The sequence below is a fragment of the Alkalicoccus luteus genome (assembly GCF_052061695.1).
GTDB classification, from domain to species: Bacteria; Bacillota; Bacilli; order Bacillales; family Salisediminibacteriaceae; genus Alkalicoccus; species Alkalicoccus luteus.
The window spans coordinates 44,413-69,608 of sequence record NZ_JBPZEY010000004.1; the positions used below are offsets into that span (position 1 = coordinate 44,413).

The 25,196-nt window shown below is 50.5% G+C and carries 25 protein-coding genes; 7 read left to right on the plus strand and 18 right to left on the minus strand.

Annotated features, from left to right (window positions below):
- Positions 1–292: 292 nt before the first annotated feature.
- Positions 293–718: a universal stress protein gene (locus tag ACSZLD_RS06520; protein WP_377908829.1), complete on the plus strand. Its 426-nt coding sequence runs from the start codon at positions 293–295 to the stop codon at positions 716–718.
- Positions 719–1,054: 336 nt separating this feature from the next.
- Here the strand turns inward: ACSZLD_RS06520 and ACSZLD_RS06525 are convergent, their stop codons facing one another.
- The 3 genes from ACSZLD_RS06525 to ACSZLD_RS06535 form a co-directional block, all read right to left on the minus strand.
- Positions 1,055–2,449 (minus strand): MATE family efflux transporter, encoded by a 1,395-nt coding sequence (locus ACSZLD_RS06525; protein WP_444684664.1) that lies wholly within the window; start codon positions 2,447–2,449, stop codon positions 1,055–1,057.
- Positions 2,446–2,886, minus strand: a complete 441-nt coding sequence (locus ACSZLD_RS06530; protein ID WP_444684665.1) for a MarR family winged helix-turn-helix transcriptional regulator — start codon at positions 2,884–2,886, stop codon at positions 2,446–2,448. The genes ACSZLD_RS06525 and ACSZLD_RS06530 overlap by 4 nt, the downstream gene beginning before the upstream one ends.
- Positions 2,887–3,429: 543 nt before the next feature.
- Positions 3,430–4,377 (minus strand): D-2-hydroxyacid dehydrogenase, encoded by a 948-nt coding sequence (locus ACSZLD_RS06535; protein WP_444684666.1) that lies wholly within the window; start codon positions 4,375–4,377, stop codon positions 3,430–3,432.
- A gap of 232 nt (positions 4,378–4,609) precedes the next feature.
- Here ACSZLD_RS06535 and ACSZLD_RS06540 point away from each other — a divergent pair, with 232 nt between their 5' ends.
- The gene (locus ACSZLD_RS06540; RefSeq protein ID WP_377908825.1) at positions 4,610–5,002 is read left to right on the plus strand and encodes a hypothetical protein; all 393 of its coding nucleotides are present in this window, start codon (positions 4,610–4,612) and stop codon (positions 5,000–5,002) included.
- 59 nt (positions 5,003–5,061) lie between these two features.
- Here ACSZLD_RS06540 and ytvA read toward each other — a convergent pair whose 3' ends face one another.
- The 5 genes from ytvA to ACSZLD_RS06565 all read right to left on the minus strand — a co-directional run bounded on the left by ytvA (position 5,062) and on the right by ACSZLD_RS06565 (position 10,743).
- On the minus strand, positions 5,062–5,832 hold the full coding sequence (gene ytvA / locus ACSZLD_RS06545) for a YtvA family blue-light photoreceptor (protein ID WP_377908824.1): 771 nt from the start codon (positions 5,830–5,832) through the stop codon (positions 5,062–5,064).
- An 81-nt stretch (positions 5,833–5,913) separates the two neighbouring features.
- Complete coding sequence (locus tag ACSZLD_RS06550) at positions 5,914–7,065, minus strand: ROK family transcriptional regulator (protein WP_444684667.1); 1,152 nt, start codon at positions 7,063–7,065, stop codon at positions 5,914–5,916.
- 11 nt (positions 7,066–7,076) lie between these two features.
- A complete protein-coding gene (gene galT, locus ACSZLD_RS06555) occupies positions 7,077–8,582 on the minus strand; it encodes a UDP-glucose--hexose-1-phosphate uridylyltransferase (RefSeq protein ID WP_444684668.1) in 1,506 nt (501 codons plus the stop codon).
- Positions 8,583–9,578 carry a UDP-glucose 4-epimerase GalE gene (gene galE, locus ACSZLD_RS06560; RefSeq protein ID WP_377908821.1) on the minus strand — a complete coding sequence of 332 codons (996 nt, stop codon included), beginning with the start codon at positions 9,576–9,578 and terminating at the stop codon, positions 8,583–8,585.
- Position 9,579: 1 nt separating this feature from the next.
- The gene (locus ACSZLD_RS06565; protein WP_444684669.1) at positions 9,580–10,743 is read right to left on the minus strand and encodes a galactokinase; all 1,164 of its coding nucleotides are present in this window, start codon (positions 10,741–10,743) and stop codon (positions 9,580–9,582) included.
- Between the two features lie 297 nt (positions 10,744–11,040).
- Between ACSZLD_RS06565 and ACSZLD_RS06570 the strand changes: the two genes are divergently transcribed.
- From ACSZLD_RS06570 to ACSZLD_RS06580, 3 genes are read left to right on the plus strand one after another with little or no spacing between them, the layout of a single operon-like run.
- Entirely contained in the window at positions 11,041–11,799 is a 759-nt protein-coding gene (locus tag ACSZLD_RS06570) for a DeoR/GlpR family DNA-binding transcription regulator (RefSeq protein ID WP_377908819.1), read from the plus strand.
- A complete protein-coding gene (gene pfkB / locus ACSZLD_RS06575; RefSeq protein WP_444684670.1) occupies positions 11,796–12,713 on the plus strand; it encodes a 1-phosphofructokinase in 918 nt (305 codons plus the stop codon). Before ACSZLD_RS06570 ends, pfkB begins: the two co-directional genes overlap by 4 nt.
- A complete protein-coding gene (locus tag ACSZLD_RS06580; RefSeq protein WP_444684671.1) occupies positions 12,710–14,620 on the plus strand; it encodes a PTS fructose transporter subunit IIABC in 1,911 nt (636 codons plus the stop codon). The genes pfkB and ACSZLD_RS06580 overlap by 4 nt, the downstream gene beginning before the upstream one ends.
- 46 nt (positions 14,621–14,666) lie before the next feature.
- Here ACSZLD_RS06580 and ACSZLD_RS06585 read toward each other — a convergent pair whose 3' ends face one another.
- From ACSZLD_RS06585 to ACSZLD_RS06620, 8 genes are all read right to left on the minus strand, one after another.
- Complete coding sequence (locus ACSZLD_RS06585) at positions 14,667–14,852, minus strand: YqaE/Pmp3 family membrane protein (RefSeq protein ID WP_168009538.1); 186 nt, start codon at positions 14,850–14,852, stop codon at positions 14,667–14,669.
- 34 nt (positions 14,853–14,886) lie between these two features.
- On the minus strand, positions 14,887–15,123 hold the full coding sequence (locus ACSZLD_RS06590; protein WP_377908816.1) for a hypothetical protein: 237 nt from the start codon (positions 15,121–15,123) through the stop codon (positions 14,887–14,889).
- Positions 15,124–15,473: 350 nt separating this feature from the next.
- Complete coding sequence (locus tag ACSZLD_RS06595) at positions 15,474–16,442, minus strand: sugar phosphate isomerase/epimerase family protein (RefSeq protein WP_377908815.1); 969 nt, start codon at positions 16,440–16,442, stop codon at positions 15,474–15,476.
- A 74-nt stretch (positions 16,443–16,516) separates the two neighbouring features.
- Positions 16,517–17,560, minus strand: coding sequence for a Gfo/Idh/MocA family protein (locus ACSZLD_RS06600; protein ID WP_377908814.1), 1,044 nt, complete (start codon positions 17,558–17,560; stop codon positions 16,517–16,519).
- Positions 17,561–17,571: 11 nt separating this feature from the next.
- Entirely contained in the window at positions 17,572–18,600 is a 1,029-nt protein-coding gene (locus ACSZLD_RS06605) for a Gfo/Idh/MocA family protein (RefSeq protein ID WP_377908813.1), read from the minus strand.
- Positions 18,601–19,335 (minus strand): ThuA domain-containing protein, encoded by a 735-nt coding sequence (locus ACSZLD_RS06610; protein WP_377908812.1) that lies wholly within the window; start codon positions 19,333–19,335, stop codon positions 18,601–18,603.
- Positions 19,336–19,351: 16 nt separating this feature from the next.
- The gene (locus ACSZLD_RS06615) at positions 19,352–20,383 is read right to left on the minus strand and encodes a LacI family DNA-binding transcriptional regulator (RefSeq protein ID WP_444684672.1); all 1,032 of its coding nucleotides are present in this window, start codon (positions 20,381–20,383) and stop codon (positions 19,352–19,354) included.
- Positions 20,384–20,551: 168 nt separating this feature from the next.
- Complete coding sequence (locus ACSZLD_RS06620; RefSeq protein WP_444684673.1) at positions 20,552–21,766, minus strand: MFS transporter; 1,215 nt, start codon at positions 21,764–21,766, stop codon at positions 20,552–20,554.
- 92 nt (positions 21,767–21,858) lie between these two features.
- Between ACSZLD_RS06620 and ACSZLD_RS06625 the strand changes: the two genes are divergently transcribed.
- A complete protein-coding gene (locus ACSZLD_RS06625) occupies positions 21,859–22,326 on the plus strand; it encodes a metal-dependent hydrolase (RefSeq protein WP_377908809.1) in 468 nt (155 codons plus the stop codon).
- Positions 22,327–22,407: 81 nt separating this feature from the next.
- A complete protein-coding gene (locus ACSZLD_RS06630) occupies positions 22,408–22,914 on the plus strand; it encodes a GNAT family N-acetyltransferase (RefSeq protein WP_377908808.1) in 507 nt (168 codons plus the stop codon).
- Between the two features lie 133 nt (positions 22,915–23,047).
- Here the strand turns inward: ACSZLD_RS06630 and arsA are convergent, their stop codons facing one another.
- Positions 23,048–24,784 (minus strand): arsenical pump-driving ATPase, encoded by a 1,737-nt coding sequence (arsA, locus tag ACSZLD_RS06635; RefSeq protein ID WP_444684674.1) that lies wholly within the window; start codon positions 24,782–24,784, stop codon positions 23,048–23,050.
- 23 nt (positions 24,785–24,807) lie between these two features.
- On the minus strand, positions 24,808–25,164 hold the full coding sequence (gene arsD / locus ACSZLD_RS06640; RefSeq protein ID WP_444684675.1) for an arsenite efflux transporter metallochaperone ArsD: 357 nt from the start codon (positions 25,162–25,164) through the stop codon (positions 24,808–24,810).
- Positions 25,165–25,196: the final 32 nt, after the last annotated feature.

A 25,196-nucleotide genomic window follows, 5' to 3' on the forward strand; every position in this document is an offset into this window, starting at 1 on the left:
AGAAGTCTTTCTTTATCTTCCGCATCACGGCTTCTAAAGGTGAAAAAGCCTCAAACCTAGTGAAGCCGTGTCCTTCTGCCAAGTGCTGCTCACTAAAATGGGCCTATTCTGGCAAAGCGGAGGGGACCTGCAACCAAAACGACGTCCTGTCGTTCTTCACTGAAAAGTCTGCGCTTTTTTTGGTCTGGCTCATGTATGTTTTGATTTTTTCCTGTAGTGACTGTTTGTTTGAATCATGCAAATATGGGAAGATAGCTGTATACACTACTTTAACGGAATAAGGGGGCTCCTTATGTTTACTCATATTTTAGTCGCAGCAGACGGATCCGAGCACAGCTTCAGGGCATGTGAAAAAGCAGCAGAGCTTGCTTCATTAGCAGAGCGGAACGCCGTGGTTGAACTGCTTCATGTGGAAATGCGCAGCCGTTCTGTTACAGACGAGCTGGAGGATGAGAAACCTCACCCGCCGGCCGAGGAGCAGCAGGAGCTGTTTGATGAATATAAAAAAGTCGATATCGGCCCTGCAGAATGGAAGGAAACGGTTATTATGGAGCGGGAAAACGTCGCTTCCTCCATTATCGATTACACGAAAGAGTCCGGAGCGGATATTCTCGTAATCGGAAGCCGCGGACGCAGCTCGCTGCAGACGATGGTGCTTGGAAGCGTCAGTCACAAAGTCATGAAGTACGTCGAAGTTCCGGTTTTGATCGTTAAATAAGCGTTATAGTAAACGGTGCTGATTGGTGGTGCAAGAAACTGGAGAACGGATCCTTCCTGAAAACATGGAACCGGATCACCCTATGTGCCTCACACATGCAGCACGGTAGTACTTGGCACTTCCCTGGTTTCCAGCCGTGTACGAAACATTGCCTGCGGCAGCGGCTACGAAGCGAAACTTATGGCAAGGCTCAGGCAAAAACGGTTAGCTGAGCCCGTTCTCTCCAGAAACCGAGTGTCAGCAGATACAGGCAGATGCAACGTTATTCCCCTAAAATGACTATATCTACATTCTGAAAAGACCGTTCTCTGTGAATAGAGAGCGGTCTTTCGTTGATCAGGCATGCTTTTCCTGCAGGTTTTCTTCTTTCTTTGCTTGAGCATCCGGTGGAAAGAACAGCTTCCGGTCTCGCCGCAAGAAATAAAGCGACAAAAGAACAGCAAGAATATCGGCCGCGGGGAATGCAATCCAGACTCCCCAGACACCAATCACCGGTGCGAGAATCAGAACGAGCGGAATCAAAAACAGCACCTGCCTGGCCATCGATAGAATTAAAGCCGGCCTCGCTTTTCCAAGCGCCTGATAAAGGCCGCCGCTGATCACCTGTATGCCGATCACAAACGCGACAGCAAAAATAATTCGCAGCGCATCAACTCCTGCGTCGATCACAGCCTGATCCTGCGTAAATACTCGCATAAGCCAGTCCGGGATGACCATCGCTGCTCCAAATACGAGAAACGAAAACAGCGTTACGACTTTGAGAGAAAGCTTAATCGCCTCACTCATTCGTCCAAACTGCCGAGCCCCAAAGTTATAGCCGACGATCGGCTGCATCCCCTGTAGAATTCCCATCATCGGCATTAGCGTAATCATCGCGATTCGCTGCACAACACCAAATACCCCGACGTAAAATTCGCCGCCGTAGCGGATCAGCATCGCATTAATGACGATCATCATCACGCTTCCTGCTACCTGCCGGGCAAATGCCGGCATCCCAACGATAGAGACTTCCTTAATAATCCGCCAAACCGGCAGCATGAGAACTGGACGAATATGAAGGGAGCTTTTCCCGCTGATAAAATACTTTAACACCATAAAGGTTACGGAAGCCTGTGAAATGACAGTCGCAATAGCCGCTCCCTGCACTCCCATATTCAGCCAGATAATAAAAACTGGATCCAGAATAATGTTGAGCACAGACGGAATAATCATTGTGATCATCGCAAACCTGGCATTTCCTTCTGCGCGGATGACGGCGTTTGTCGTAAATGCAAATGTAAAAAAGACTGTCCCCATTGTAATTGGGAAAATATAGGAATATGCCATCGCCATAACGGTATCGCCTGCCCCAAACAGCTGGAGAACCGGGTTCAGCAGTGTATAGGAGCCGATCACGCCGATGACACCAATAAGTACAACGAGCATCATCATGTTACTAAATACATGATCTGCCTCTTTTTCTTTCCCGGCTCCGAGCCTTCTGGAAATAACAGAAGCACCACCCATGCCTAACGCCCCGGCAACAGCCATCATGACGATCATAAGCGGAAAAGCCAGCGTCACAGCAGCCACTCCGTCAATGCCGACCGCATAGGAAATAAAGATGGTATCGACCAGGTTGTACACGGACATCGCAAGCATTCCTGCAATTGCAGGAATAGAAAGTCGCTTCAGCAAGGCAGGGATCGGCTCAGATCCAAGCCTTGCACTTTGTTCTTTTTGGGAGTTCACCGGCCTTCCTCCTCACGGAACGACAGACGTATTTTCTCCAGCAGCCGCCGCATTTGTTTGTCCTCTTCAGCTGAAAGAGCACTGGTTATTTTCGACTCTGCATGTTCCAGTGCTGTCCACATCTCTTCTTCGATATGCATGCCTTTTTCCGTAAGAGAAATCACTCTGCTGCGCCGGTCTTCGCGGCTCTGCATTTTCCGAATCAGTTCTTTTTTCAGCATCGTTTCCAGCAGTCCGTTCATCGTTGATCCTTGCACATTCAGCCGCTGCATCAGCTCCACCTGCGTCATACTGCCTTCTTTGTAAAGCAGAAACAGGATATTACTTTGAGAGCGTGTCAGCCCTAACCCTGAAAACTTACGATTAATATTGTTTTGAAGCATGTGTGCAGTCATACCAAGTTCGTAGGAAAGCAGTTTTTCTATGGGCTGATTCATTACCAGTCGTCCTCCATCGCAAATACTTCGTTCCCTAATATTACGATATACGAAGGAGTTCGTCAATCCATTTTCAGGAAACAGATGTACGACGAATAGAGCTGCCAGCCGGCAGCTCGTTATCAGGCTTTTGAAAAAGTCCGTCTGATTACCTAGTTACTGTTTTTTTATATCATCCTTCTTCGCTTCATCAGCCTGCCGCTCCGAAACAAAGCGGCAAAGAATTTCCCTCCTGCTCGCTGCTCCTAAGACGAATGCTGCGAAGCACCCGGGTCCCGCTCTATGAAAAAGACCCTGCACGAAGAAGGTTCCATGGGCACTTGCAGGCTCCTGCTAAAAACATCAGGTGTTTACCTTCTCTGCCAGCTGTCGAAACCAGAGAGCCTCGGCTCAGAATAAAGGGTAGACCCAGCGCTTCCGACAACCGGAGGAAAGCCAAACCCGTTTCCTCCGGAAAGAGCAGGTCCGCAGATGCAGACGGTGGCGAAGATAATCACCTCCGTTCCCAACGCCTTTTATTAAACAACATAGACAAACTGGCCGTTAGTAGCCATTTTCCTGATTAACCTGATTGACCGGAAGTATTTCCCCTTTTGTATAGGCGATTAAATTTGGTATTAAAATATCGCAGACGACCCGTTCGTTGTAAAATTCGGTTGAGCCTGCTGTGTGCGGAGAGATAAGTACGTTATCCATCTCCCAAAGCGGATTCGCTTCTGGAAGCGGCTCTTCTTGAAAAACGTCCAGTCCGGCTCCGCCGAGCTGCTTTTGTGCAAGTAATTCCGTCATTGCCGCTTCATCTACGGTGCCGCCCCGGCCTATGTTAATGAAAAAGGTCTGTTTTCCCATCAGTCGAAGTCGTGCCTCTGAAAAAAACTGTTCCGTATCTTTTGTCAGCGGCAGGGCATTGATGACAAAATCGGCCTTCGCAAGCCGCTGATCGGCTTCCTCCGGCGTGACGATTCTATCTGCATAATCTGACGGCGCTCCGCTTTTGCGAACGCCGGTAACATCCATTCGGAACGCTTTTGCGAGCCTTGCCGTTTCCTCTCCGATCGCTCCCATCCCGTATATCACGATTGAAGCTCCATGAATTTCATGCTTCAATCCAGCATGATGCCATTTCTTTTCAGTCTGCTGCTTTGCATAAGCAGACATGCGCCTTGTCCAGCCGAGCATAAAGGCAAAAATCGTTTCCGAAATGGGCGCGGCGTGGACTCCATTGGCACTTGAAATCTGAATTCCCTGCTTAAAGTATGTATCGAGTGGAAGATGGTCGACGCCTGCACTCCACGTTTGGATCCACTTCAGATGTTCTCCCGCATACTCCATCATGTCTGCCTTCCATCCAGCAGCTGCTTCTGCTTCCGGCATCCAAGGCTTCCACGTTTCTTCCTCCCGGCCGATAACCACATTCCAATCTGGGACTGCTTCTTTAATTTTCTTGATGAGCTCCCCCTGCAAATCCTGTGCAATGACGATCGTTCGCATAAATGGTCCTCCTCTAATGACTAGTCATTATACCTTTTCGATCAAAGACGGTTCTTTTCCTGCTTTTTGGAGGCTTCTGACGGAGCTGTTTCGCTAAACTGTCATAAAGCATTCATAATCACAGACGGGCTTCCGGTTTCTACCGTCTGTCGTTTCGCATATAATAGAAAACAGACTGTGTATGTTGCACCGCGATCTCGAGCATTCATCTTTGAAAAGAGAGGTTTTGTGTATGTCATATAGTAAAATGCTGCTTATTACCGCTGCCGTCTTCGGTGTCATCGGTACGTTCATGGGTGGTCACATGGCCGGCTCAGGCGGACCTTCACTGCGTCCGATCCATGCTCACGTTCTGACTGCCGGCTGGCTGTCTTTATTCGCCTGGTCGATCTACTACAAAGTATACCGTCCTGGAAAAACGCTGCTTACCAAAATTCATGTATGGAGTGCCCTGATCGGAACCATTGGACTCTGCCTCGGCATGTATCTCTATATGATGGAGCCGTTTCCGCTCCCGGGAATAGTGACCCTGCTGTTCTATATCATCAGCGGATCTGTGCTGATGATCAGCTACTTTGTCTTTTTAATTATCGCTGTCCGAACGCCTGATGAGGATCCTGCTTAATTTGTCTATTACGCAGAAAACAGCCTCTGCCCGATGAATGGGCGGAGGCTGTTTAATTGTTAATCGGCATCGATCGCTTCAATTGCCTGCTTCACTGAACCATAGGTTTTTAAAGAGGATAAATCGATATCCAGCCCCCGTGTGTGCATTGCGACTTTTGGTGTGATGCCGGTGATGATCATCGTCACTCCTTTCAGCTTCATTAAATCACCAAGCTGAAAAATACCGACGACGGCTGCTTCATCCACTTCACGGAAACCGGAGAGATCCAAAATCAGCGTCTCAATCGCAGATCGGTCCAGTTCAGGAAGAATACGCTCCATGATAATGTTCATTCGCTTCTCATCAATGTTTCCGATAAGCGGCAGAACGGAAATCGTTTCTTTAATCGGCACAACTGGAGTGGAAAGGAGCTCAATTTCTTTATTATAGGAGGCAAGCTTTTCCTCTGCTTCTTTGAAATCGGTAATATCTTTTTGAATCCCGACGAAGTAGTACTGATCCTCTGATTCCAGATAAATCGGATCGATATGCAGCAGGTTCCAAAACGGCGTTCCGTCTTTTTTATAGTTAAGCAGTTCGACTGACACCGGCTCTTTTTCTTTAACTGCGCTGCGAATTTTATCGACTTCGCGCTGATCTGTCTTTTCACCCTGCAGAAACCGGCAGTTTTGACCGATGATGTCTTCCTGGGAATAGCCGGTCAACTTGGTGAATCCCTGGTTTGCGTAAATAATCGGGTTATCCGGCTGCTGCGGATCGCTGATGATAAAGACGAGCTGTGTCTTTTCGAGGATTTTATTTTTAAGTGCCTGTAAGTCCGTAACCACGTTATCGCTCCTTTGCTTCTGCTTCCGTTAAACGTGTCTCTATTGTACCCAACTTACAAACGCTTGAAAAGCCGGAGCTGATTATGCTTCCGGCTCTTGCAGAATATGATCACGCAGAACGAGCGAACAGGCTCCTCGCAGCGTACTGTTTTCCAGTGTTGATACATGGATATCTGTATCGGCAGCGTGCTTGGTCAGAAAGCGTGGATATGCAGCTTTACGCGCTGTTTCCATCAGCTGTTCGTTCCGGCTTAACCCGCCCCCGAAAACGACTGCACTCGGATTGAACGTATGCACAGCGTTCACAAGAGCATACCCAAGCCACGTGCCAATCTGCTTCAGTGCTTCAGCTGCAGCAGGATCGGTGCCTGCAGCGGCTGCAACGTCTGCGCCGGATGTGTAGGGCCTGTGCTCAGTCGCTTCATTTGCCTGCCGTACGAGCGCTTCAGCCGAAGCAAGCGTCTGCAGGCAGCCGCTTGCTCCGCATGAACACTGGACGCCGTTCGGATCGATGAGCGTGTGGCCGATTTCTCCAGCTATGCCGGAAGCACCTTCTGCGACTCTTCCGTTTTCCACGTAAGCCGCTCCCAACCCTCGACCAGCATTGATAAACAAAAAGGAATCATACGTGCGCCCCTTCCCGTACCACGATTCGGCCAGCGCCATTGCCTTCACGTCATTACAGGTGGAAATCGGGAGCCCAAAAGCTGTCTCCAGCGCATGGCGAAGCGGAACGCCCTTTATCCCATGAGCGGGGGCGTGAACCGAAACACCGCTGCGTCTGTCTACGATTCCATGTACGGCTGCGCCTATTCCAAGCACCGGTTCCGGTTCCTCACTCAAAAATTGATGCAGCGAAGAGGTAAGAAAGGAGAGAAAGGTGTTTTCCGTCACCTGCTCCGGGATGGCAATCGTCCTGCTCCGCAGCAGTACGGTGTCCAGCCCTGCTGACGCGATTCGCAGCTCGCTGGATCCAATATCAATACCGACAATCCGCTGGGCCCGGTTATTCATTTGCAGCAGGATCGGCTTTCGACCGCCGCTGGAGGCTCCTGCTTTCGTCTCACGCACGAGATTTTCCTGAAGCAGCGCCGTCACAATATTTGTAACGGATGCTGCGGTCAAACCTGTACGGTCGGCAATGCTCGCGCGTGAAATTCCTGACGTACTCTGTCGGATCGCCTGCAGCACCCGGCTTCTGTTTCGTGCTTTCATATGCTGAAAACTGCTCATCACCTATCCCCCTATTGCTGGATCGTCTGCATAAACCGTTGAAACGCGCGAATACCGGCATCGTCACGTTTAAACACGCCCGCATGACCTAAGATCTCTGCAAAGACAAGCCCCGTTTCTTCCTGCAGAAGCGTCTCCATTTCTTCCACGCTCGCGATACGGCGTCCTTCCGAAACCTTCAGTGCCCAATCAGCGTGCTTTGCCGTGATCCCGTCATACAACGCCGATTCAGGGGAAACACCCGCTAGCTTTTCCGCAGTTTCACGAAGCTCCTGCTTCAGCCGACCTGGCAGTACGGCCAGCCCCATGACTTCGATCAGGCCGATATTTTCTTTTTTAATGTGATGCGCATGCGCATGCGGATGAAATATCCCGTCCGGATGATCGCTGGAGGTGCGGTTGTTCCGGAGCACAAGATCAAGTTCGAATGCCCTTCCGCGCCGTCTGGCAATCGGAGTGATTGTCTGATGGAGCGTTCCGTCTGTCTCTGCATAAATCCCTGCCGTTTCATCGCTGTAAGCACGCCAGCTGTTCAAAATGTGTTCTGCTGCTTTTTTGACTTCCGTACGATCGTCTCCCTGAAGCCGGACGACGGACATCGGCCATTTTACTCTGGCTGCAGTCACTCCTGTAAACTGTGGCAGTTCCATTGTTTCTTCTGCTTCAGCGCGGGCCATCGGAAACGTATAGCGGCCGGCCTGGTAATGATCGTGGCTCAAGATAGAGCCTCCGACGATAGGCAAGTCCGCATTGGAGCCTATAAAGTAGTGCGGGAACCGTTCAGTAAAAGCAAGCAGCCGGGTAAATGTGTCGCCGGTGATGACCATCGGCTCATGCTTCTCTTTCAGCACAATAGCATGTTCATGGTAGTAGACATATGGAGAAAATTGAAAATGCCACGCTTCTTCATTTAAGGTCACCGGAATTGTTCGCAGATTCTGCCTGGCAGGGTGATTAAGCCTACCTGCATAGCCTTCATTTTCTCTGCAAAGCAGGCAGAGCGGATAGGAAGAAGCCGGCTGGTGCTTAAGCTTTTCAATTTCAGCCGGATCTTTCTCCGGCTTCGATAAATTGATCGTCATATCAAGCGCACCGTATTCTGTATCCGTCTTCCAGGTTACATTCTTTTCAATACGCTTTGTCCGAATGTAATCAATCGCTTTGTTCCACTCGTAAAACCAGGCCGTAGCCTGTTCCGGGCTTTTCTCTTCCTCTTTGCCAAACCGGCTCGCGATCACAGAAGGCTTATCTGCAAAGACACCCATCAGCTTCGTATCAAACAAGTCTCGTTCCGTTACCGTATCATTTTCTATCCTGCCTTCATCCAGTGCCCATTTCAAGATATCCTCCATGATCGAATGAAGGTCCCGTTCTGCTGCGGATACCGGCTGTTCAAAATCAGCAATCTGCAGCTTCTCAAGCAGCTGATTCCGGCAGTACACGTGATCTTCTTTCTCAATCAGCTTTTTTCTGACAGCCCATGCCGTCAATTCTTCCACTAATCGGCTGATGTTCATTCAGTTTTCCTCCCCGTAGCCATTCGGATGCTTTTGGTGCCACTCCCACGCTGTTTTTACGATCGTGTGCAAGTCAGCATACTTCGGCTTCCAGCCCAGTACGGATGCTGCTTTCTCGGAGGAAGCAACCAGCTCTGCCGGATCTCCCGCCCGGCGCGGAGCTATTTCCCGGGAAATAGGACGTCCCGTTACATGTTCAGCAGCATCGATCACCTGCTTCACACTGAAGCCGCTGCCGTTGCCAAGGTTAAACGTATCTGACGATTTGCCGTTGCGCAGGTGCTGCAGCGCCTGAATGTGAGCTTGAATCAGATCCTCGACGTGAATATAATCGCGGATGCAGGTGCCGTCATCTGTTGGATAATCATCTCCGAAAATCATGATTTTCTCGCGCTGTCCGAGCGCCGTCTGCAGAATAATTGGAATCAGGTGAGTTTCCGGATCATGATCTTCTCCAATATCAACGGTCGTATGCGCCCCTGCTACATTGAAGTAGCGCAGCACGACGTACTCCATGTCATAGGCCTGCCGGCACCAGTGCAGCATTTGTTCGATCGCAAGTTTCGTCTGACCGTACGTGTTGCCTGGCTTTGTGGGGGCCGACTCTGTGATCGGTACAGATTCCGGTTCCCCATATACAGCGGCCGTTGACGAGAATACGATATGCTGAACACGATGCTGCTTCATCACCTTCATCAGACTGATGGCGCCGCCTACGTTATTGTCGTAGTAGTCAAGCGGCTTTTCCATGCTGACACCGACGAGCGAATCTGCGGCAAAATGCATCACAGCATCTATCGATTCCGATGCAAACATGGCCTCAAGGGCTTGTTCATCACGGAGATCGACGTGATAAAAAGCAGCCTGATCCGGCACTGCTCCCCGATGACCGGTCTGCAGGTTATCTGCTACTACTACCTCTTCACCCGCTTCCAGCAACGCTGCAACAGCATGGCTTCCAATGTATCCTGCTCCTCCACAAACGAGTACACTCATTTTATGCCTCTCCCTTCCATTTTCCGGCTCCTCCGCCGATATCTGTTACATAAAATGCCGGTTTCCAGCCGACCGCTGCCTGATAAGTATTTCCAATGCGCTCAAGCGTTTCCTGCAAGCCCTGCTGCTTAACAACCGCAATTGCACAGCCGCCAAATCCTGCTCCTGTCATTCTTGCTCCAAGAACACCTTCCTCTGCCCAGGCAGCCTCAACGAGTGCATCCAGATGCTCTCCTGTCACTTCATAATCCTGTTTCAGCGATTGATGTGAGGCATTCAGCAGTTTGGCGAACCCATCAACGTCACCATCCACAAGCTTTGCATGCGCCTCTTTCGTGCGCTGCTGCTCGGTTACGGCATGGCGGGCACGTGCATATTCTACCTTAGAAAGATGACCTGCCTTTTCCTCAAGCATTTCCGGCGGCACTTCACACAAATATGCGGGTGCTCCATTCTCCTGCAGATTCATTAACGCGGATTCGCATTCTTCCCTGCGCTGATTGTACGCCGAGTCTGCAAGCTCTCTTCGCTTATTTGTATTCATAATCACGAGGACGTTGTCCTGCAGATCAAGCGGGGCATACGATACGTCCAGCGTTCTTGTATCGAGCAGCATCGCCTGCTTTTCTTTACCGTTAGCGATTGCGAACGGGTCCATAATACCGCAGTTAACTCCAAGGTAATCGTTCTCTGCCTGCTGTGCCAATTTACTCAGGGTAACCTGATCGAGTCCGAGCTCGTTATATGCGTTTAGCACGGTACCAATCAGGACATTAAATGAAGCTGAAGAAGAAAGCCCTGCACCGTTCGGGATGGTTCCCTCTACAACCGCGCGAAATCCGTGAACACGGCGTCCTGTTTCAGCCTCGATGACCGCTGTCATAGCCCGAATAAAATCTGTCCATCCGCCCTGCAGCTCTACCTTCCCACCGAGATGAATCGTTTGTATGCCATCATCCGGAAAATTGATCGAATACATTTCTACTTTTCGCTCTTCAAGAGGAGAAACCGCTGCGTAAGTTCCGATTGTCAGCGCAGCTGGAAACACGAGTCCTCCATTGTAATCAATGTGTTCTCCTATTAAGTTTACTCTTCCCGGTGAAAAATAAACCGCGTCTGCACGCTCGCGAAACAATTTCTCATATGTTTTCTCTACTGTTGTCATGAGGACACCCCTTTATTAATTAATTTAATTAAGTATCTTTATCGTAGCATGATTCCAGTCATCGCACAACCTGACACGAAAATCTTCATCGTTCATAATCGTTCAAAAGCAATCACTCCTCTTTATTTTCTGCTGATATTTCTGTCTGCATCCAGCTATTCAGCAGCATGTATCTATACTGACCTCAGCGGATCAAAAGGAAAATGAATGTTTTTGAATGTTTTTGAAATAAAATGATTGATTTTGATTGTTTCATGTTTTATACTCAATGTAATCCCTTACATGGAGGCGGAAACAATGCTGACATACGAACGGCACGACACAATTCTTGAACTGCTCCGGCAGCGGCGGACAGTGAAATTGACAGATTTGACAGAAGCAACCGGTGCTTCAGAATCTACAATCCGGCGTGACCTGAGTGAACTTGAAGATGCACAAAAATTAAAGCGTATACACGGTGGTGCCTCTCTTCCTTCCAGGAAGTCGGATGAACCAACGATGCTCGATAAAAAAACAGTTTTCGCCGAAGAAAAACAGCGAATCGGCAGACTGGCCGCTTCCTTTATTGAAGACGGTGATTCCGTCTACCTCGATGCCGGAACCTCAACGGAGGCGATGCTTCCTTATATTGAGGCAAAGGAGATCGTTATCGTTACAAACGGCCTGAACATTGTAGAGCCTGCTCTCAAGCGAGGATTTCGCACATACGTTCTCGGCGGCTACGTCAAATCGGGAACGCTTGCTTTTATCGGCAGGACAGCCGCTGAATCACTGAAGCAGTATCGGTTCGATAAAGCATTTCTCGGCACAAACGGAGTCGACCCGGAATTTGGCTTTTCCACTCCGGACCCGGAAGAAGCTGCTATTAAACAGCTCGCATTGGAAGCGTCCCAAGAGGCGTTTGTACTCGCAGATGCGTCCAAACTGCAGCAGACATCCTTTTCGCGTTTTGCCTCCATTCACGACGCTGCACTGATTACGGAGATAAAAGCTGATACAGAACTGTTTCTCGAGCAGCTGAGTGAGCATACTACGATTGAAGGAGTGAAGCCATGATTTACACCGTCACCCTTAACCCGTCGATTGACTGCTTTATGGAACTGCCGGAGCTGGTCGAAGGTGCGACAAACCGCGCTACCGAGCAGCGGATGATTCCAGGCGGGAAAGGCATAAACGTCTCCCGCGTGCTGCACCGGTTTGGCATTGCCTCAACGCTGCTCGGTTTTACAGCAGGATTTACCGGCGCCTTTTTAAAGGAAGAGCTTGCTGCAGAGGGCTTGCGCACCCATTTTACTGACACACCTGGTATGACACGAATCAATATGAAACTCAAGACCGCAAAGGAAACCGAGGTTAATGGCCCTTCTCAAGCTATCAGTGAGGAACATGTCCATCAGCTGCTTGCCGGACTAGATTCAGCGGACGAACATGATCTGCTCGTTCTTTCCGGAAGTCTTCCACCGTCACTCCCGTCTGAAACGTACCGGATGATAGCTGAAAAGCTCACGCTTCGAACGGTGATCGATACAAGCGGTGTGCCTCTGCAAAAAGCGCTCTCGGCCAGGCCGTATCTGATTAAGCCGAATATCGATGAACTGACCGCCCTGTACGGCCAGGAATCAGCGGATACACCAGGAGCTGTACGTTTGGCGAAAAAAGCTGTTGCCGATGGTGCAAAAAATGTTCTCGTCTCCCGTGGAGCTGAATCCGCCCTGCTCGTTTCCGCCGAACGTGTGCTGGAAGCAGCTGTTCCAACCGGAACGATCCACTCTACTGTTGGAGCAGGTGATTCGATGGTTGCCGGATTTCTCGCGGGGCTGGAGAACGGTCTTGCACCTGAAGAAGCATTCCGCTGGAGCATCGCTGCCGGTTCTGCCACGGCATTTTCAGAATCCCTTTGCACGAAAGAGCATGTTGAAGATCTGCTGCCGTCCGTCTCTGTTCACGAATATAAGGAGGAATCGGTATGAAAATCACAGAGTTGCTCACAGTTGAAACAATTGTACTGGATTTGACAGCTGACTCAAAAGACGGCGTCATCGATGAGCTAACGGCCAAACTGGATCAGGCAGGCAATCTGAATGATCCTGCTGCCTTCAAAGCAGCCATTCACGAGCGGGAGTCACAAAGCTCGACCGGTATTGGCGAAGGGGTCGCGATCCCTCACGCAAAAACGAAAGCTGTGTCACGCCCTGCGATCGTTTTCGGCCGCTCCAAAGCGGGAATCGACTATGATTCTCTCGATGCTCAGCCGGCTCACTTATTCTTCATGATCGCAGCCAGCGAAGGAGCGAACCAAACTCACCTTCAAGCATTGTCCCGCCTTTCCACACTGCTTATGGACGAGTCCTTCCGAGAAGAGCTGATGACCGTTCCTTCGGAAGAAGACTTGCTTGCAGCGGTTGACCGGAAAGAAACAGAAAAGCTTGCTGAAGAGGATCCAAAGGAAGCATCAGGGGACCGCCCGTATTTTCTCGCTGTCACAGGCTGCCCGACTGGCATTGCGCACACGTACATGGCAGCTGACGGCTTAAAAGCAGCTGCTGAAAAGCTTGGCTACGATATTAAGGTAGAAACAAACGGCTCAGACGGTGTAAGAAACGCGCTGACCGCAGAAGATATTGAAAAAGCAGACGCGGTGATCATCGCTGCGGACACGCGGGTGGAAACAGACCGTTTCGATGGCAAACCGTTGCTGAAAGCGCCGGTAGCCGCAGGCATCCGCAAGCCGGAGAAGCTGTTGCAGGATGCACCTGATGCACCTGTGCACCAGGCAGCCGGCGGCGGAGAGCGCCAGGCCGCTTCTGCATCGGGTCTCGGCTCAGCTAAATCGGCAGGTGCCGCGTTTTACAAGCACTTGATGAGCGGTGTATCAAACATGCTGCCATTTATCGTCGGCGGCGGTATTTTAATCGCCTTGTCCTTCTTCTTTGAAGATCCGATCACAGGAGAGATGGGCTGGTTTGGTGAAATTCTGTCGACGATCGGCGGTGCCAATGCCTTCTTCTTCATCGTACCAGTGCTTGCAGGCTTCATCGCTTACAGCATCGCAGACCGTCCCGGTTTTGCTGCCGGTATGGTCGGCGGTCTCATGGCTCACAATGGCGACGCCGGTTTCCTCGGCGGGATTGTAGCCGGTTTCCTTGCAGGTTATCTCGTACTTGGCATCCGTCGTTTGTTCAGCTTTATGCCTGCTTCACTTGAAGGCATTAAAACGATTTTGATTCTCCCGCTGTTTGGTATCTTTACAACCGGGTTCATTATGTACTTCCTCGTCGTACCGATGGCAGCCGTCCAAGGCGGACTCGTCAGCTGGCTCGGCGATATGCAGACAGGCAACTTCGTCATTCTCGGAATCATTCTCGGCGGGATGATGGCAGTCGACATGGGCGGACCGATCAACAAATCCGCTTACGCATTCGGACTCGCGATGATCGACGCCGGATTGTATGCTCCGATTGCTGCTATTATGGCGGGAGGTATGGTGCCGCCGCTCGGTATTGCACTTGCTACGACGTTTTTCAAGCGAAAGTTCACGAAGGAGCAGCGTGATTCCGGCCGCACAAACTACATTCTTGGAGCTTCGTTTATTACGGAAGGAGCGATTCCTTTCGCAGCAGCTGATCCACTGCGGGTGATCCCTTCGCTCATTGCCGGCTCTGCCGTAGCAGGCGGACTGTCCATGTTTTTCGGTGCCGCTTCTGAAGCACCGCACGGAGGCGTGTTCGTTATCCCGATCATGACGCAGCCGGTTCTATATGTAGTCGCCATATTAATTGGCTCACTTGTTACAGCAGGACTGCTTGCGATTCTGAAAAAGGACATCGATCAAGTTCCTGCCGCAGGAGCTCCTGCCCCGCAGAAAAAAACAGCTTAAAACGAGACGAGCCGCCCGGGTTGGGCGGCTCGTATTCATTTTCTTGTCACGTGCCTCGCATGTATTTGTCCATTCGTTTGTCATCCTTATTTTCCTTTACGACAAGGATCGCGTGAATCATGCCTGGTATATAGAAAAACAGGGTTAATACGAGGTTAATCAGTGCCTGAATCGGTTTCCCTGCTAGAAGGACCGCTACAGGCGGCAGTAAAATGGCAAGCAGCCACATCATAAGACGTCATCCTTTCTGATTTCAATATCCCGGACTACTTATCTTCCCCGGGAAGTCTGCCTCGTAAACGGTTGCGGGGATGTTGCCGTTGCGGAAGGTCGTCGGCCGTGATGCCCACTTTGGCACGGAAAACAGATTCTTTCTTCAAGACCGGCCGTCCCTTTCCGATACCGACCTGCTTTTCCTCAGAACGAATGACGGTTGAGTGGTCCTGGGTTTTTAAGTCGGATACGAGCTGCTTCATATCACGGAATAAGTCGCGCTTCCTCACTGTACCCCTCCTTTTTTACGAATCGTATTGTTGTTCTTTACCCGTTTTTGACTGGATTGAAGCAGTGGAACAGATGGTTCCGGCACTTTCAATGATGCAGGATACGTGGGTCATATGGGTGAACACTGCTGAGAACCACTCTTGCAAATGATTGCAGGAGATTGTTAATCTGAAAGCACGTTACGCAACGCTTGCGAAGACTCAAGTTGTTTTATTCGTTATAACAGCCTGTTACGTTCACGGCCGGTATCTTTCGGCGCTCAAACCATCAGCCTCCTGCTTCCCCTTATGTCGTAATCAAAAAAAAAACGGAACCGGTCATCCCCGGTTCCGCTCTTATGTTCCTGTGCTTACGCCCACCACATGTCCGCAGGCTTTTCACGAATGAGTACGCTGTTGACGTTATCAGCGGCGCGCTGAAAGCCTTCATCAATAGACATAATCGGATCTTCGTGCTCAATGCTGACAACATAATCGTAGCCGTACGTACGCAACGCACTGATCATATCCGACCATTCCTGCATGCTGTGCCCGCATCCGACAGACCGGAACGACCAGGCGCGTGTCTGCACCTCGCTGTATGGCTGCATATCGGTCAGACCGTACATGTTTACGTTATCCTGATCAATGTACGTGTCTTTCGCATGGAAGTGATGGATCGCATCTGCTTTTCCAAGTATTTTGATCGCAGCTACCGGATCGATGCCCTGCCACCAGAGATGGCTCGGGTCGAGATTGGCGCCAATCGCAGGAGAAGTTGCTTCTCTCAGCTTCAGCATCGTGTGCGGCGAATGGACGAGAAAGCCTCCGTGCAGCTCGATGCCGATTTTAATACCGTGTTCTTCCGCGTAAGCGCCGAGTTCTTTCCAGCATGGGATCAGCTTTTCTTCCCACTGCCACTTCAAAATGTCGCCGTATTCAGCCGGCCAAGGGGCTACCGGCCAGTTTGGCAGCTTAGCTCCTTCGTGATCACCGGCAGTACCGGAAAAGCCGTTGACAACCGGCACGCCGACTAATGACGCCAGCTTAATGGTCTTTTTCATGACTTCTACTGATTCTTTTGCAAAGGCTTCATTAGGATCAATCGGGTTCCCGTGACAGCTGAATGCACTGATCATCAAGCCGCGGTCCTCCACCTTCTTCATGTACTCATTTCGCTTATCTTCGCTTTCCAGTAGGCCGTCCAGATCGCAGTGCGCGTTTCCCGGGTAACCGCCCGTGCCGATTTCCACTGCTTCCAATCCGGCAGCTTTGACATAATCGAGCATGTCCTCAAAAGACTTGTCTCCGAACAGAACCGTAAATACGCCAGATTTCATGCAAATCTCCTCCTCGATTTAGACGAAAATCATGAAGCATTTCCGTCTTTCATTTCTATCAGCCTCATGACTGGTTAATCCTCCAGTGAGATGCTGCGTCCTTCCACGCTGCTTCTGTAAATCGCATCAACAATCTGCTGCACGTAAAGCGCGTCCTCCGGCTTAATGATCAGTGTTCCATCACCGCGGCAGGCATCAATAAAATTCTGCAGCTGAAACAGTCCCGGGTCCGCTTCTCCCGGCACCCAGTTCGGGGTACTGTCGAGCAGCATCCCGTGCTTCGCCTGGTTAACCTCGAGCGGGAACAGATCAACGCCTCCCGTATCACCGGATATCGATACATATTCTTTATCTTCTTTTACGTTTGCGGCCCATGATGTTTCAAACAGCATCGTTGCCCCGTTATCAAAACGGATATATGCCGTGACGTGATCATCGACTTCGAATGTCGTATGATCAACACGCCCCCATTCGTTTATCTGGTCCGGCATCCGGCTCAGCTTATTGTACGTGTTCCCGCTGACTTCAACCGGCTTTGGACTGCCCAGCAGCCATAAGGATAAATCCAGGAAATGACAGCCAAAATCAATCAAGCTGCCTCCTCCCTGGAGCTCTTTATTGGTGAACACGCCCCAGCCGGGTACTTTTCGACGGCGCAGCGCCTGCACTCTTGCCACCATCGGCGCTCCGATTTCTCCAGCCTCGACGAGCTTTTTAGCAGCCTGGCTCTCTTTCATCGAGCGGTAGTGATAAGCAATCATCAGCTGTTTTCCGCTCCGTCTGGACGCTTCCAGCATGCTTGCGCCTTCCTCCGCTGTCATCGCCATCGGCTTCTCACACATGACGTGGACGCCCGCATCGAGGGCAGCAATCGCAGCTTCCGCGTGAAATTTATTGGGTGTACAAATAATGACAGCGTCTACTTTTGGCAGCACATCGCGAAAGTCATCCGTGACAAGCGGCTGGTGAAACGAGACCGCTGCCTGCCTGGCTGTTTCCAGGTTGATGTCACAGACGGCTGTTACTTCCACTTCATGCTTTAGCTCCAGCAGGACGGGGATATGACGGTGACGGGCAATTCCGCCGGCCCCGATTAATCCAATGCGTAAACGGTTCATGCGTATCCTCCTCAGCCCAAGTCCAGATCGACGATTGTTTTTGATTCGTTTGCTTCCAGTGCGCCAAGAATAACTTCCAGCGATTTCTTCCCTTCTTCACCAGGAATGGCAGGTTCCTCATCTGCCTGGATTGAGCTGACAAACGAATCGATTACGCCGGAGTTTGTCTGACCGCCGCTCTCGTTCGTTTGAATGCCGCCCAGTTCGAACCTCGCTTTCTCACCGTCCACATAATCAATCACCACGTTGTACTGCGGATCGTCTTCCAGCTTCATGATGCCCTTTTCAGCGTATATAACTGTCGCATTATCCTCTCCGGCTGTGTAGGACCAGCTTGCAGCAAGCGTTCCGATGATTCCTGTTCCAGTCCGGAGAATGCATACTGCCGTATCGTCGACCGTGCTGTGGTCTTTGGCGCTCGTTTCGATAAACGAGCCGACGCTCGTAAAGTCTTCGCCGAGAATAAACCGGAGCAGGTCTGTCTTGTGAACACCAAGGTCGCCCATGGCGCCAATAAACGCTTCATCCTTTTTAAAGAACCAGCTGTCTGCGCCATCAGCACTCCATCCTTCCGGTCCGCCGTGCCCAAACGCCGTTCGAAAGCTGTAGATTTTACCAAGCTCGCCGCGCGCGATCATGTCCCGTGCCCGCTGATGGGAAGGAACAAACCGCTGATTATGCGCAATCATCAGCCACTTGCGCGCATTTTTAGCTGCTTCAATCATGTCATCTGCTTCCTTGCTGGATGTCGCCATCGGTTTTTCGCAAAGAACATGCACGCCTGCGTTCAACGCTGCAATCGAAACTGGTGCGTGCAGGTAGTTCGGAGTGCAGACGCTGACGATATCAATATCTTCGCGCTCCAGCATTTCCTGATAGTCTGTGTAAGCCATCGCATCGAACATACTGCCAAGCTCTTCGGCCCGCTCTTGATTGATATCGCATACCGCAGTAAGCGTCACCTCCGGGTTTGCCGCATATTCCGGCAGGTGCCGATATTTTGCAATACTTCCACATCCAATAACTGCTGCTTTTAACATTTATTCGTCCTCCTCTTTAGATGAGATTGGTTCAAGCGCTTCGGGATGATGGCCGTATACCGGCTTTTCACCGGCATGGCGTGCTGCCCACCCTGCTGCATTTTTGATGACCTGCTGCACATCCGGGTGATAGTACGTTGGATAGGTTTCGTGCCCCGGCCGGAAATAGACGATCTTTCCGCTTCCGCGCCGGAACGTGCAGAGACTGCGAAAGACTTCTCCGCCTTCAAACCAGCTGACCATCACCAGCTCATCAGGCACCGGAATGTCAAAATGCTCTCCGTACATTTCTTCCTTTTCCAGTTCAATATGAGAGCCGATTCCTTTCGTCAGAGGATGCGTCGGATCGACGACCCAGATGCGTTCCTTCTCATCCGCCTCCCGCCACTTTAAATCGCAGCCGGTCCCCATCAGGCGCTGAAACACCTTTGAGAAGTGTCCGGAATGCAGCACGACAAGGCCCATGCCGTTCCACACGCGCTCCTGCACTTTCGCTGCTATTTCATCGCTTACTTCCTCATGGGCTTTATGTCCCCACCAGATCAGGACGTCGGTTTTATCAAGCACTTCATCTGTTAATCCGTGCTCAGGTTCATCAAGAACCGCCGTGCTGATCGACTCATACTCTTCCGCTAAAAAGCTGCGGATGGCTTCATGGATGCCATCCGGATAGATGTTCTGCACTTCCGGGTTTTCTTTTTCATGACGGTATTCGTTCCAAATTGTAATATGCATCGAACCACTCCTTTAGCTATTGTGACGCGCTTCCTATGTCAGGCGGCGCTGTGGATTCTCGGATGATCAAGCTGACATCCAGCACTTCAGGCTCCGGACTTCCGCCCTTCATCGCTTCAAGCAGCTTCCCGGCTGCTGCATCTCCTTTCAACTGAATCTGCTGCCGAATCGTCGTTAAAGAAGGAATGCTGTACCGGCTTGAATGAATGTCATCAAATCCAGCTACGGACAGATCATCCGGCACCCGGATTCCTCGTTCATAAAGGGCCCGTATCAGACCTTGAGCAATGATATCCGAGGTGCAGAATACAGCTGTTGCATCCGTTGCAGACACGCGCTCTGCAGCTTCATATCCGCTTGAAAAACTATGAGAATGAGGCGTTTCAACCGGATTCATAGGCTGAATCCCAGCCTCTTTGCACGCTCGCTCATAGCCGGTATACCGGTAATGTTCGACCGGATTGTGCAAGTTGGTACCGGTAAACAGAATCCGTGAATGGCCAAGTTCCGCCAGATGACAGGTGGCAAGGTAGGCCCCCTTCTCATCTTCAATATTGACAGACGGATACCTGTCCGTATGTTCCTCATACGTATCAATCAGAACGGCCGGCACATCGATACTGCGCATTTCGTCGTAAATCTCTTTCGGAAATAATCCGAAAAACAACAGACCGTCAAGCTTACGCTTGTGCACCCAGGTCCGGTAGTGCTCCGGCCTGGACAAACCGGTCAGCAGAACATCAAATCCGCTTTCGCGCGCACGTTGTTCAACTGCACTGATCATCTCATTATAGTAAGTATTTTCACGCATCACATGTGCAATCGACTGATTAACAAGCGGCAATATTATCCCTATCAGCTGCGAGCGCTGACGGGTAAGCGAAACAGCAGTGAAATCCGGTTCATAGCCAAGTTCCTCAATGGACATCAATACCCGCTCTTTCGTCGATTGAGACACTTTTTTCACATCATTCAGCACATAAGAGACCGAAGCCTTGGAAACGCCGGCATGCCGCGCTACATCTGTAATAGTTGGTCGTTTTTTCATCATGGCTCCCTTCCGCATCTATGCTGCAGGTTAACCGGTTCACTAAGCAACTGCTCTTATCATATCGGCTAATGGAAACGCTGTCAATCACAAATGTGGACAGCCGGCTGATGGCTTGTCCGCAACGTACGTGTCTATTCGATTTTCTAGGCCTTTAAAAGGGAAACGTCAATCTCTGCGCCTGAAACCTGGACTGAGCCATATCAGAAGCAGACTGAGCAGGAGCCCGGCCGAAGCGGAGGCAGTTAAAATCGTTGTAATTGGCAGATCGGCAGCAACCAGCATCGTAATCAGTCCGAACGCGATTGGTTCAAATCCGCTTGCTGCCAGCGTAATAATGCTCATCACGCGTCCCAGCTTCGCTTTTTCTGTTTGTTCCTGCACCATCGTAACAACAGGCAAATAGACGAACATAGCTGCAAACCCTGCTGCGGCTGTTAAACCTACAAGCATCGGCATCGCCTCTGAGCGGCTGAAGAGCAGAAAGAGCAAAAACGTCAGTGCAAGCGATAGAAACACGAGGCGGCCCCGCTTACGCTTCAGGTTCCAAATGACAAGAACAACGCTTGCTGTAAACGTTCCTGCTGCAAGACCCCCTTCCAACAGACTCAGTTCAAGCGGGGTACCGCCAAGTGCACTGACGATAATCGGAAAGCTGATGATGATCGGACCGATCATAAATAAGTTCAGCACGACAATCGTAAGCGTGCCAGTCCGGTGAAGTTCAGATCCTTTCACATAGCGCAGTCCTTCCACTAAGTCTGTGAGCGCCGACTGGCCATCTGTGCGCTTATCCGGCCGCGGGTCTTTAATGAACGGAGGGAAGACGAGCACTGTCGAAACAGCTATCAAAATCGCAGCCCCCGAAAACGTGAGGGTGAAGTCACCGATGTACAGCAGCAGCCCTGCAATGATCGGTCCTATAATAAACATCATTTCAGTCGATCCCTGGAACAGTGAATTAGCACGCTGAAGCTCCGCATCTCTGACAATGATAGGAATCATCGAAGACACTGCCGGAAAGAAAAACGCGTCGAGGAATCCGAACACGAGTGCGATAATGACTAGTGCCGTAACTGTCAGCCAATCGTTCACGTAAAGAATAATCATGGCAGCCATAACGCATACCTGCAGAAAATTGGTGACAAACATGATATTCGACTTGCGTATTTTGTCTGCTAAAATCCCGCCGTAAATCATCATGATAACCCTTGGAATGGACACACTCATCATAACGATTCCTAAAACAGCCGGATCTTGCAGTTCGTCGACGATGAACCAGGAAACAGAGAGAAAAAACATGGAAAATCCAAGCATAATGGTGAGGCCTGACATCCAGACGAGTAAAAAAGCCCGGTTTTTATGTAAAGGTGGTGTCGTCATGGCTGCTGGCCTTCTTTCCTTCTTATTTTCTACTGCTGCACATCTATCATTATGGTAAGATAATAAAAGATCGATACGAAAGGACGTTCGCTATGCGTTATTATACACACCTCTCGACGGCATGTGCGGCAGCGCTTGCCGTTGATCATTATACGGCTTTTTCATTTACAGAAACAGCCCCAGCTTTTACCGCGGCCGGTCTGATGCTTGGCGCCGTTTTCCCGGACATCGATGAAACGACCTCCTGGATCGGCAGACGCTCAAGAGGGCTGGCCTTCTGGGTAAAGCTATTGTTCGGCCACCGCGGCCTGACTCACTCCGGTATTGCAGCCCTCGTCGCCGTGCTTGTTCTGCTTCGGTTTGATCACGCCTTTATTGAAGCTTTCTGTTTTGGCTTTGTTGCTCATCTCACCGGGGATTTGTTTTCCAGAAGCGGCATTCCATTATTCTACCCTCTGACGAGAAAACGCACGAGTCTTCCTGTTTACCGGACCGGCTCTTGGGTTGAAATGCTTCTCTTTATCGCATCACTCGTTTATATTGCTTATTTCTTATTTTAACAGAATATGTTTTGTTTAAGTTTGTTCGTTTAGGGAATGAGGTCAGTGACAGAATACCCTGTCTTGAAAGGAGAATGTTTCATGGGATTGGTCGTTCATTCATCGAGGCTTACTTTAAAAGCTCTTTCTCTCGACCTTTTCCCTCATTTGCGACAGGCTAACTATTTTCCAGCTCATCTTGACGCTCATTTACAAGGGTTACGGATGAACTCGGCCTGCTACGGCTGGGGCCCTTGGATAATTTATTTGCGGGATTCAGATGAGGTAATTGGAGATATCGGATTTAAAGGGAAGCCGGACAACTGGCATACAGTGGAAGTCGGCTACGGAATCAGGAAGCCTTATCGCTTACAGGGATATGCAACTGAAGCACTTGAAGCGATATTAAACTATTGCTTTCAATTAACAGAAGTGACCAGAGTGACTGCGGAATGCCGACACGATAACCTGGGCTCCATCCGCGTCCTGGAAAATAATCACTTGTTCCCGGAGACGGAGCATTTACAAATGGTGAACTGGCAGCTTACGAAGAACCAGTACTTTTCCAAACGCAATGCGCTCGCTGCCTCTTCTGATACTGGAAGCTAAAAACCGCAGAGCAGTTAAAAGCAGCCTCTCCTCTTATGGATCAGGCTCTTTTTTATGGCACTCTGCCTTAGCTGCTCCGTACATACGAATGGTAAGAGGCCAGCCGGAACGTCCCGGCTGGCCTCTGCTTCCCTTATTTTCTGACATAAAACTGGTCAAGCAGTCCAGCTGCTTCGCCGCGGCTGTTCCAAGCCGCTGTTACATAGGGGGTGCCTCCTGCCTGAACGCGGCTGATCCATGTCTGTTCAGCAGCAGCGCGGTGCATGAGCAGCGGCTCTTTTGTATCCGATGCTGAAAAGCTTTGATTCAGCACCCACCAGGCAGGCGTGATGCACGCCCGCTCCAAATCCTGTTGGAGACGCTCTCCCTCCAGGACCGGTGTAGCTTCCGGAAGACTGACTAATAAAACCTTTGTATACTGCGGGTCGCGAAGGCGGGGCAGCAGCTTTTGAACTGCTTCTGATACGTTGCCTCCCTTTCGTTCCACCTCCCGATGATAAGCCTCCGCTGCATCGAGAAGCAGAAGCGTATGGCCGGTCGGTGCGGTATCAATCACAACAATATCATCTGCAGCCTCGTCTACAATTTCAGCAAATGCCTGAAAGACAGCAATTTCCTCAGTACATGGCGAATCCAGATCCTCTTTCATAAATGACAGCTCGTCTTGTGAAAGTCCGGCTCCCGCTTCTCTGAGCACCTTCTCCTTATAGGCTTTCGTGACTTCTTTAGGGTCCACAGCACTTACCGTAAGTGAGGCGGGACGCTCGCTGCCTATCGCCTGCTCCACGTGAGCAGCCGGGTCCGTCGTAGTTAAATGAACGCGATGTCCCGCCGCTGCAAGTGCAGAAGCAATCGCAGCTGCTACCGATGTTTTACCAGTGCCGCCCTTTCCCATCGTCATAATCACGCCTTTTTCCATTTGAGAAAGATCCGCTGCAAGCAGTTCAAGCCCGGGCTCCGAACGGAAACCTGCCACCTCTTCCTGGAAGGCTACTTCTTTGTCAAAGAACGATCGAAGTGCTTCAAGTCCGGTCACGTTATGAGGCTTCAGCGGTATAAAAGAAGCCTGATCCGTGTCTGTTTGCGTCAGTGCTTCCTGCTGAACCCGCTCAAGCTGCACGGCCGTTTCATCTCTGGTCCTGCGCTCAAATACACCGTTGATCAGCAGCTGCTGACTGTTGATTCCAAGTTCACCTAGCTCTGCTCCTGCCCGTTGCGCTTCGGCAAGGCTGCCCCTGTCCGGACGTGCAACGAGAATCAGCTTTGTACGTTTTGGGTTTCCAAGCACCCGGACAGCTTCTGCGTATTGTTCCCGCTTAGAAGCTAAGCCGGAGACCGGACCAAGGCAGGAGGCACCGTGCTCGTTTTCATCAAGAAATGTTGTCCATGCCTGCGGCAGCTGCAGCAGACGAAGGGTATGCCCGGTAGGAGCTGTATCAAAAATGATATGGTCATAGGGGGAGGTCTTATCTTTGTTCGTCAGCAACTGGGTAAACTCGTCGAATGCTGCTATTTCGACTGTGCATGCACCGGACATCTGCTCCTCCATCGAATCAACAGCCGACTGCGGAAGCAGGTCCCGGTATGGCCCGAGCACTCTCTCCCGATAAGCCGCTGCCGCCTCCTCCGGATCCAGATTAAGAGCGGACAGACCTGATACGCCAGGAACTGCTGCTGTTTCATGTCCGAGATCCATGTCGAATACGTCCTGAAGATTAGAAGCAGGGTCCGTACTTACGATTAACACCTGCTTGCCTAGGTCGGCAAGGCTGACAGCAAGTGCCGCAGCGGTGGACGTTTTCCCTACTCCTCCCTTACCTGTTAAAAATAGATATGGAACCGTTAGATCAGTCGGGTCAAATTGCTTCACGTTCAACACTCCTTCGGCCGCGTTTACAGCAGGTTAACTTTTGTAGATGGAGCCTTACTTTGCAACTCTTTTTCTTCGACATCCAGAAAAGCCGCCAGCTCGCTTCTGTCCGGATAACGTCCGTTCATCACCAATTCTCCATCTACTGTTATCGCCGGCAGTGCATCCGCTCCCTCTGTATCGAGCAGCTGTTTCACAGCGCTGTTTTCCACAAAAGGCTGAGGCTCCTGGGCAAGATTATATCGTTCCATATCAAAGCCTGCTTTCTGAACATCCAGATGCAGCTTGGCCATTTTTGTCAGTGCCGGATCCACATCCGGTCCGCATACGCCAGTTGAACAGCAGAGAGCAGGATCAAATACACGAATTTGTTTTGTCATGATACATCATCCTCCGTTTTTATGTATATAAG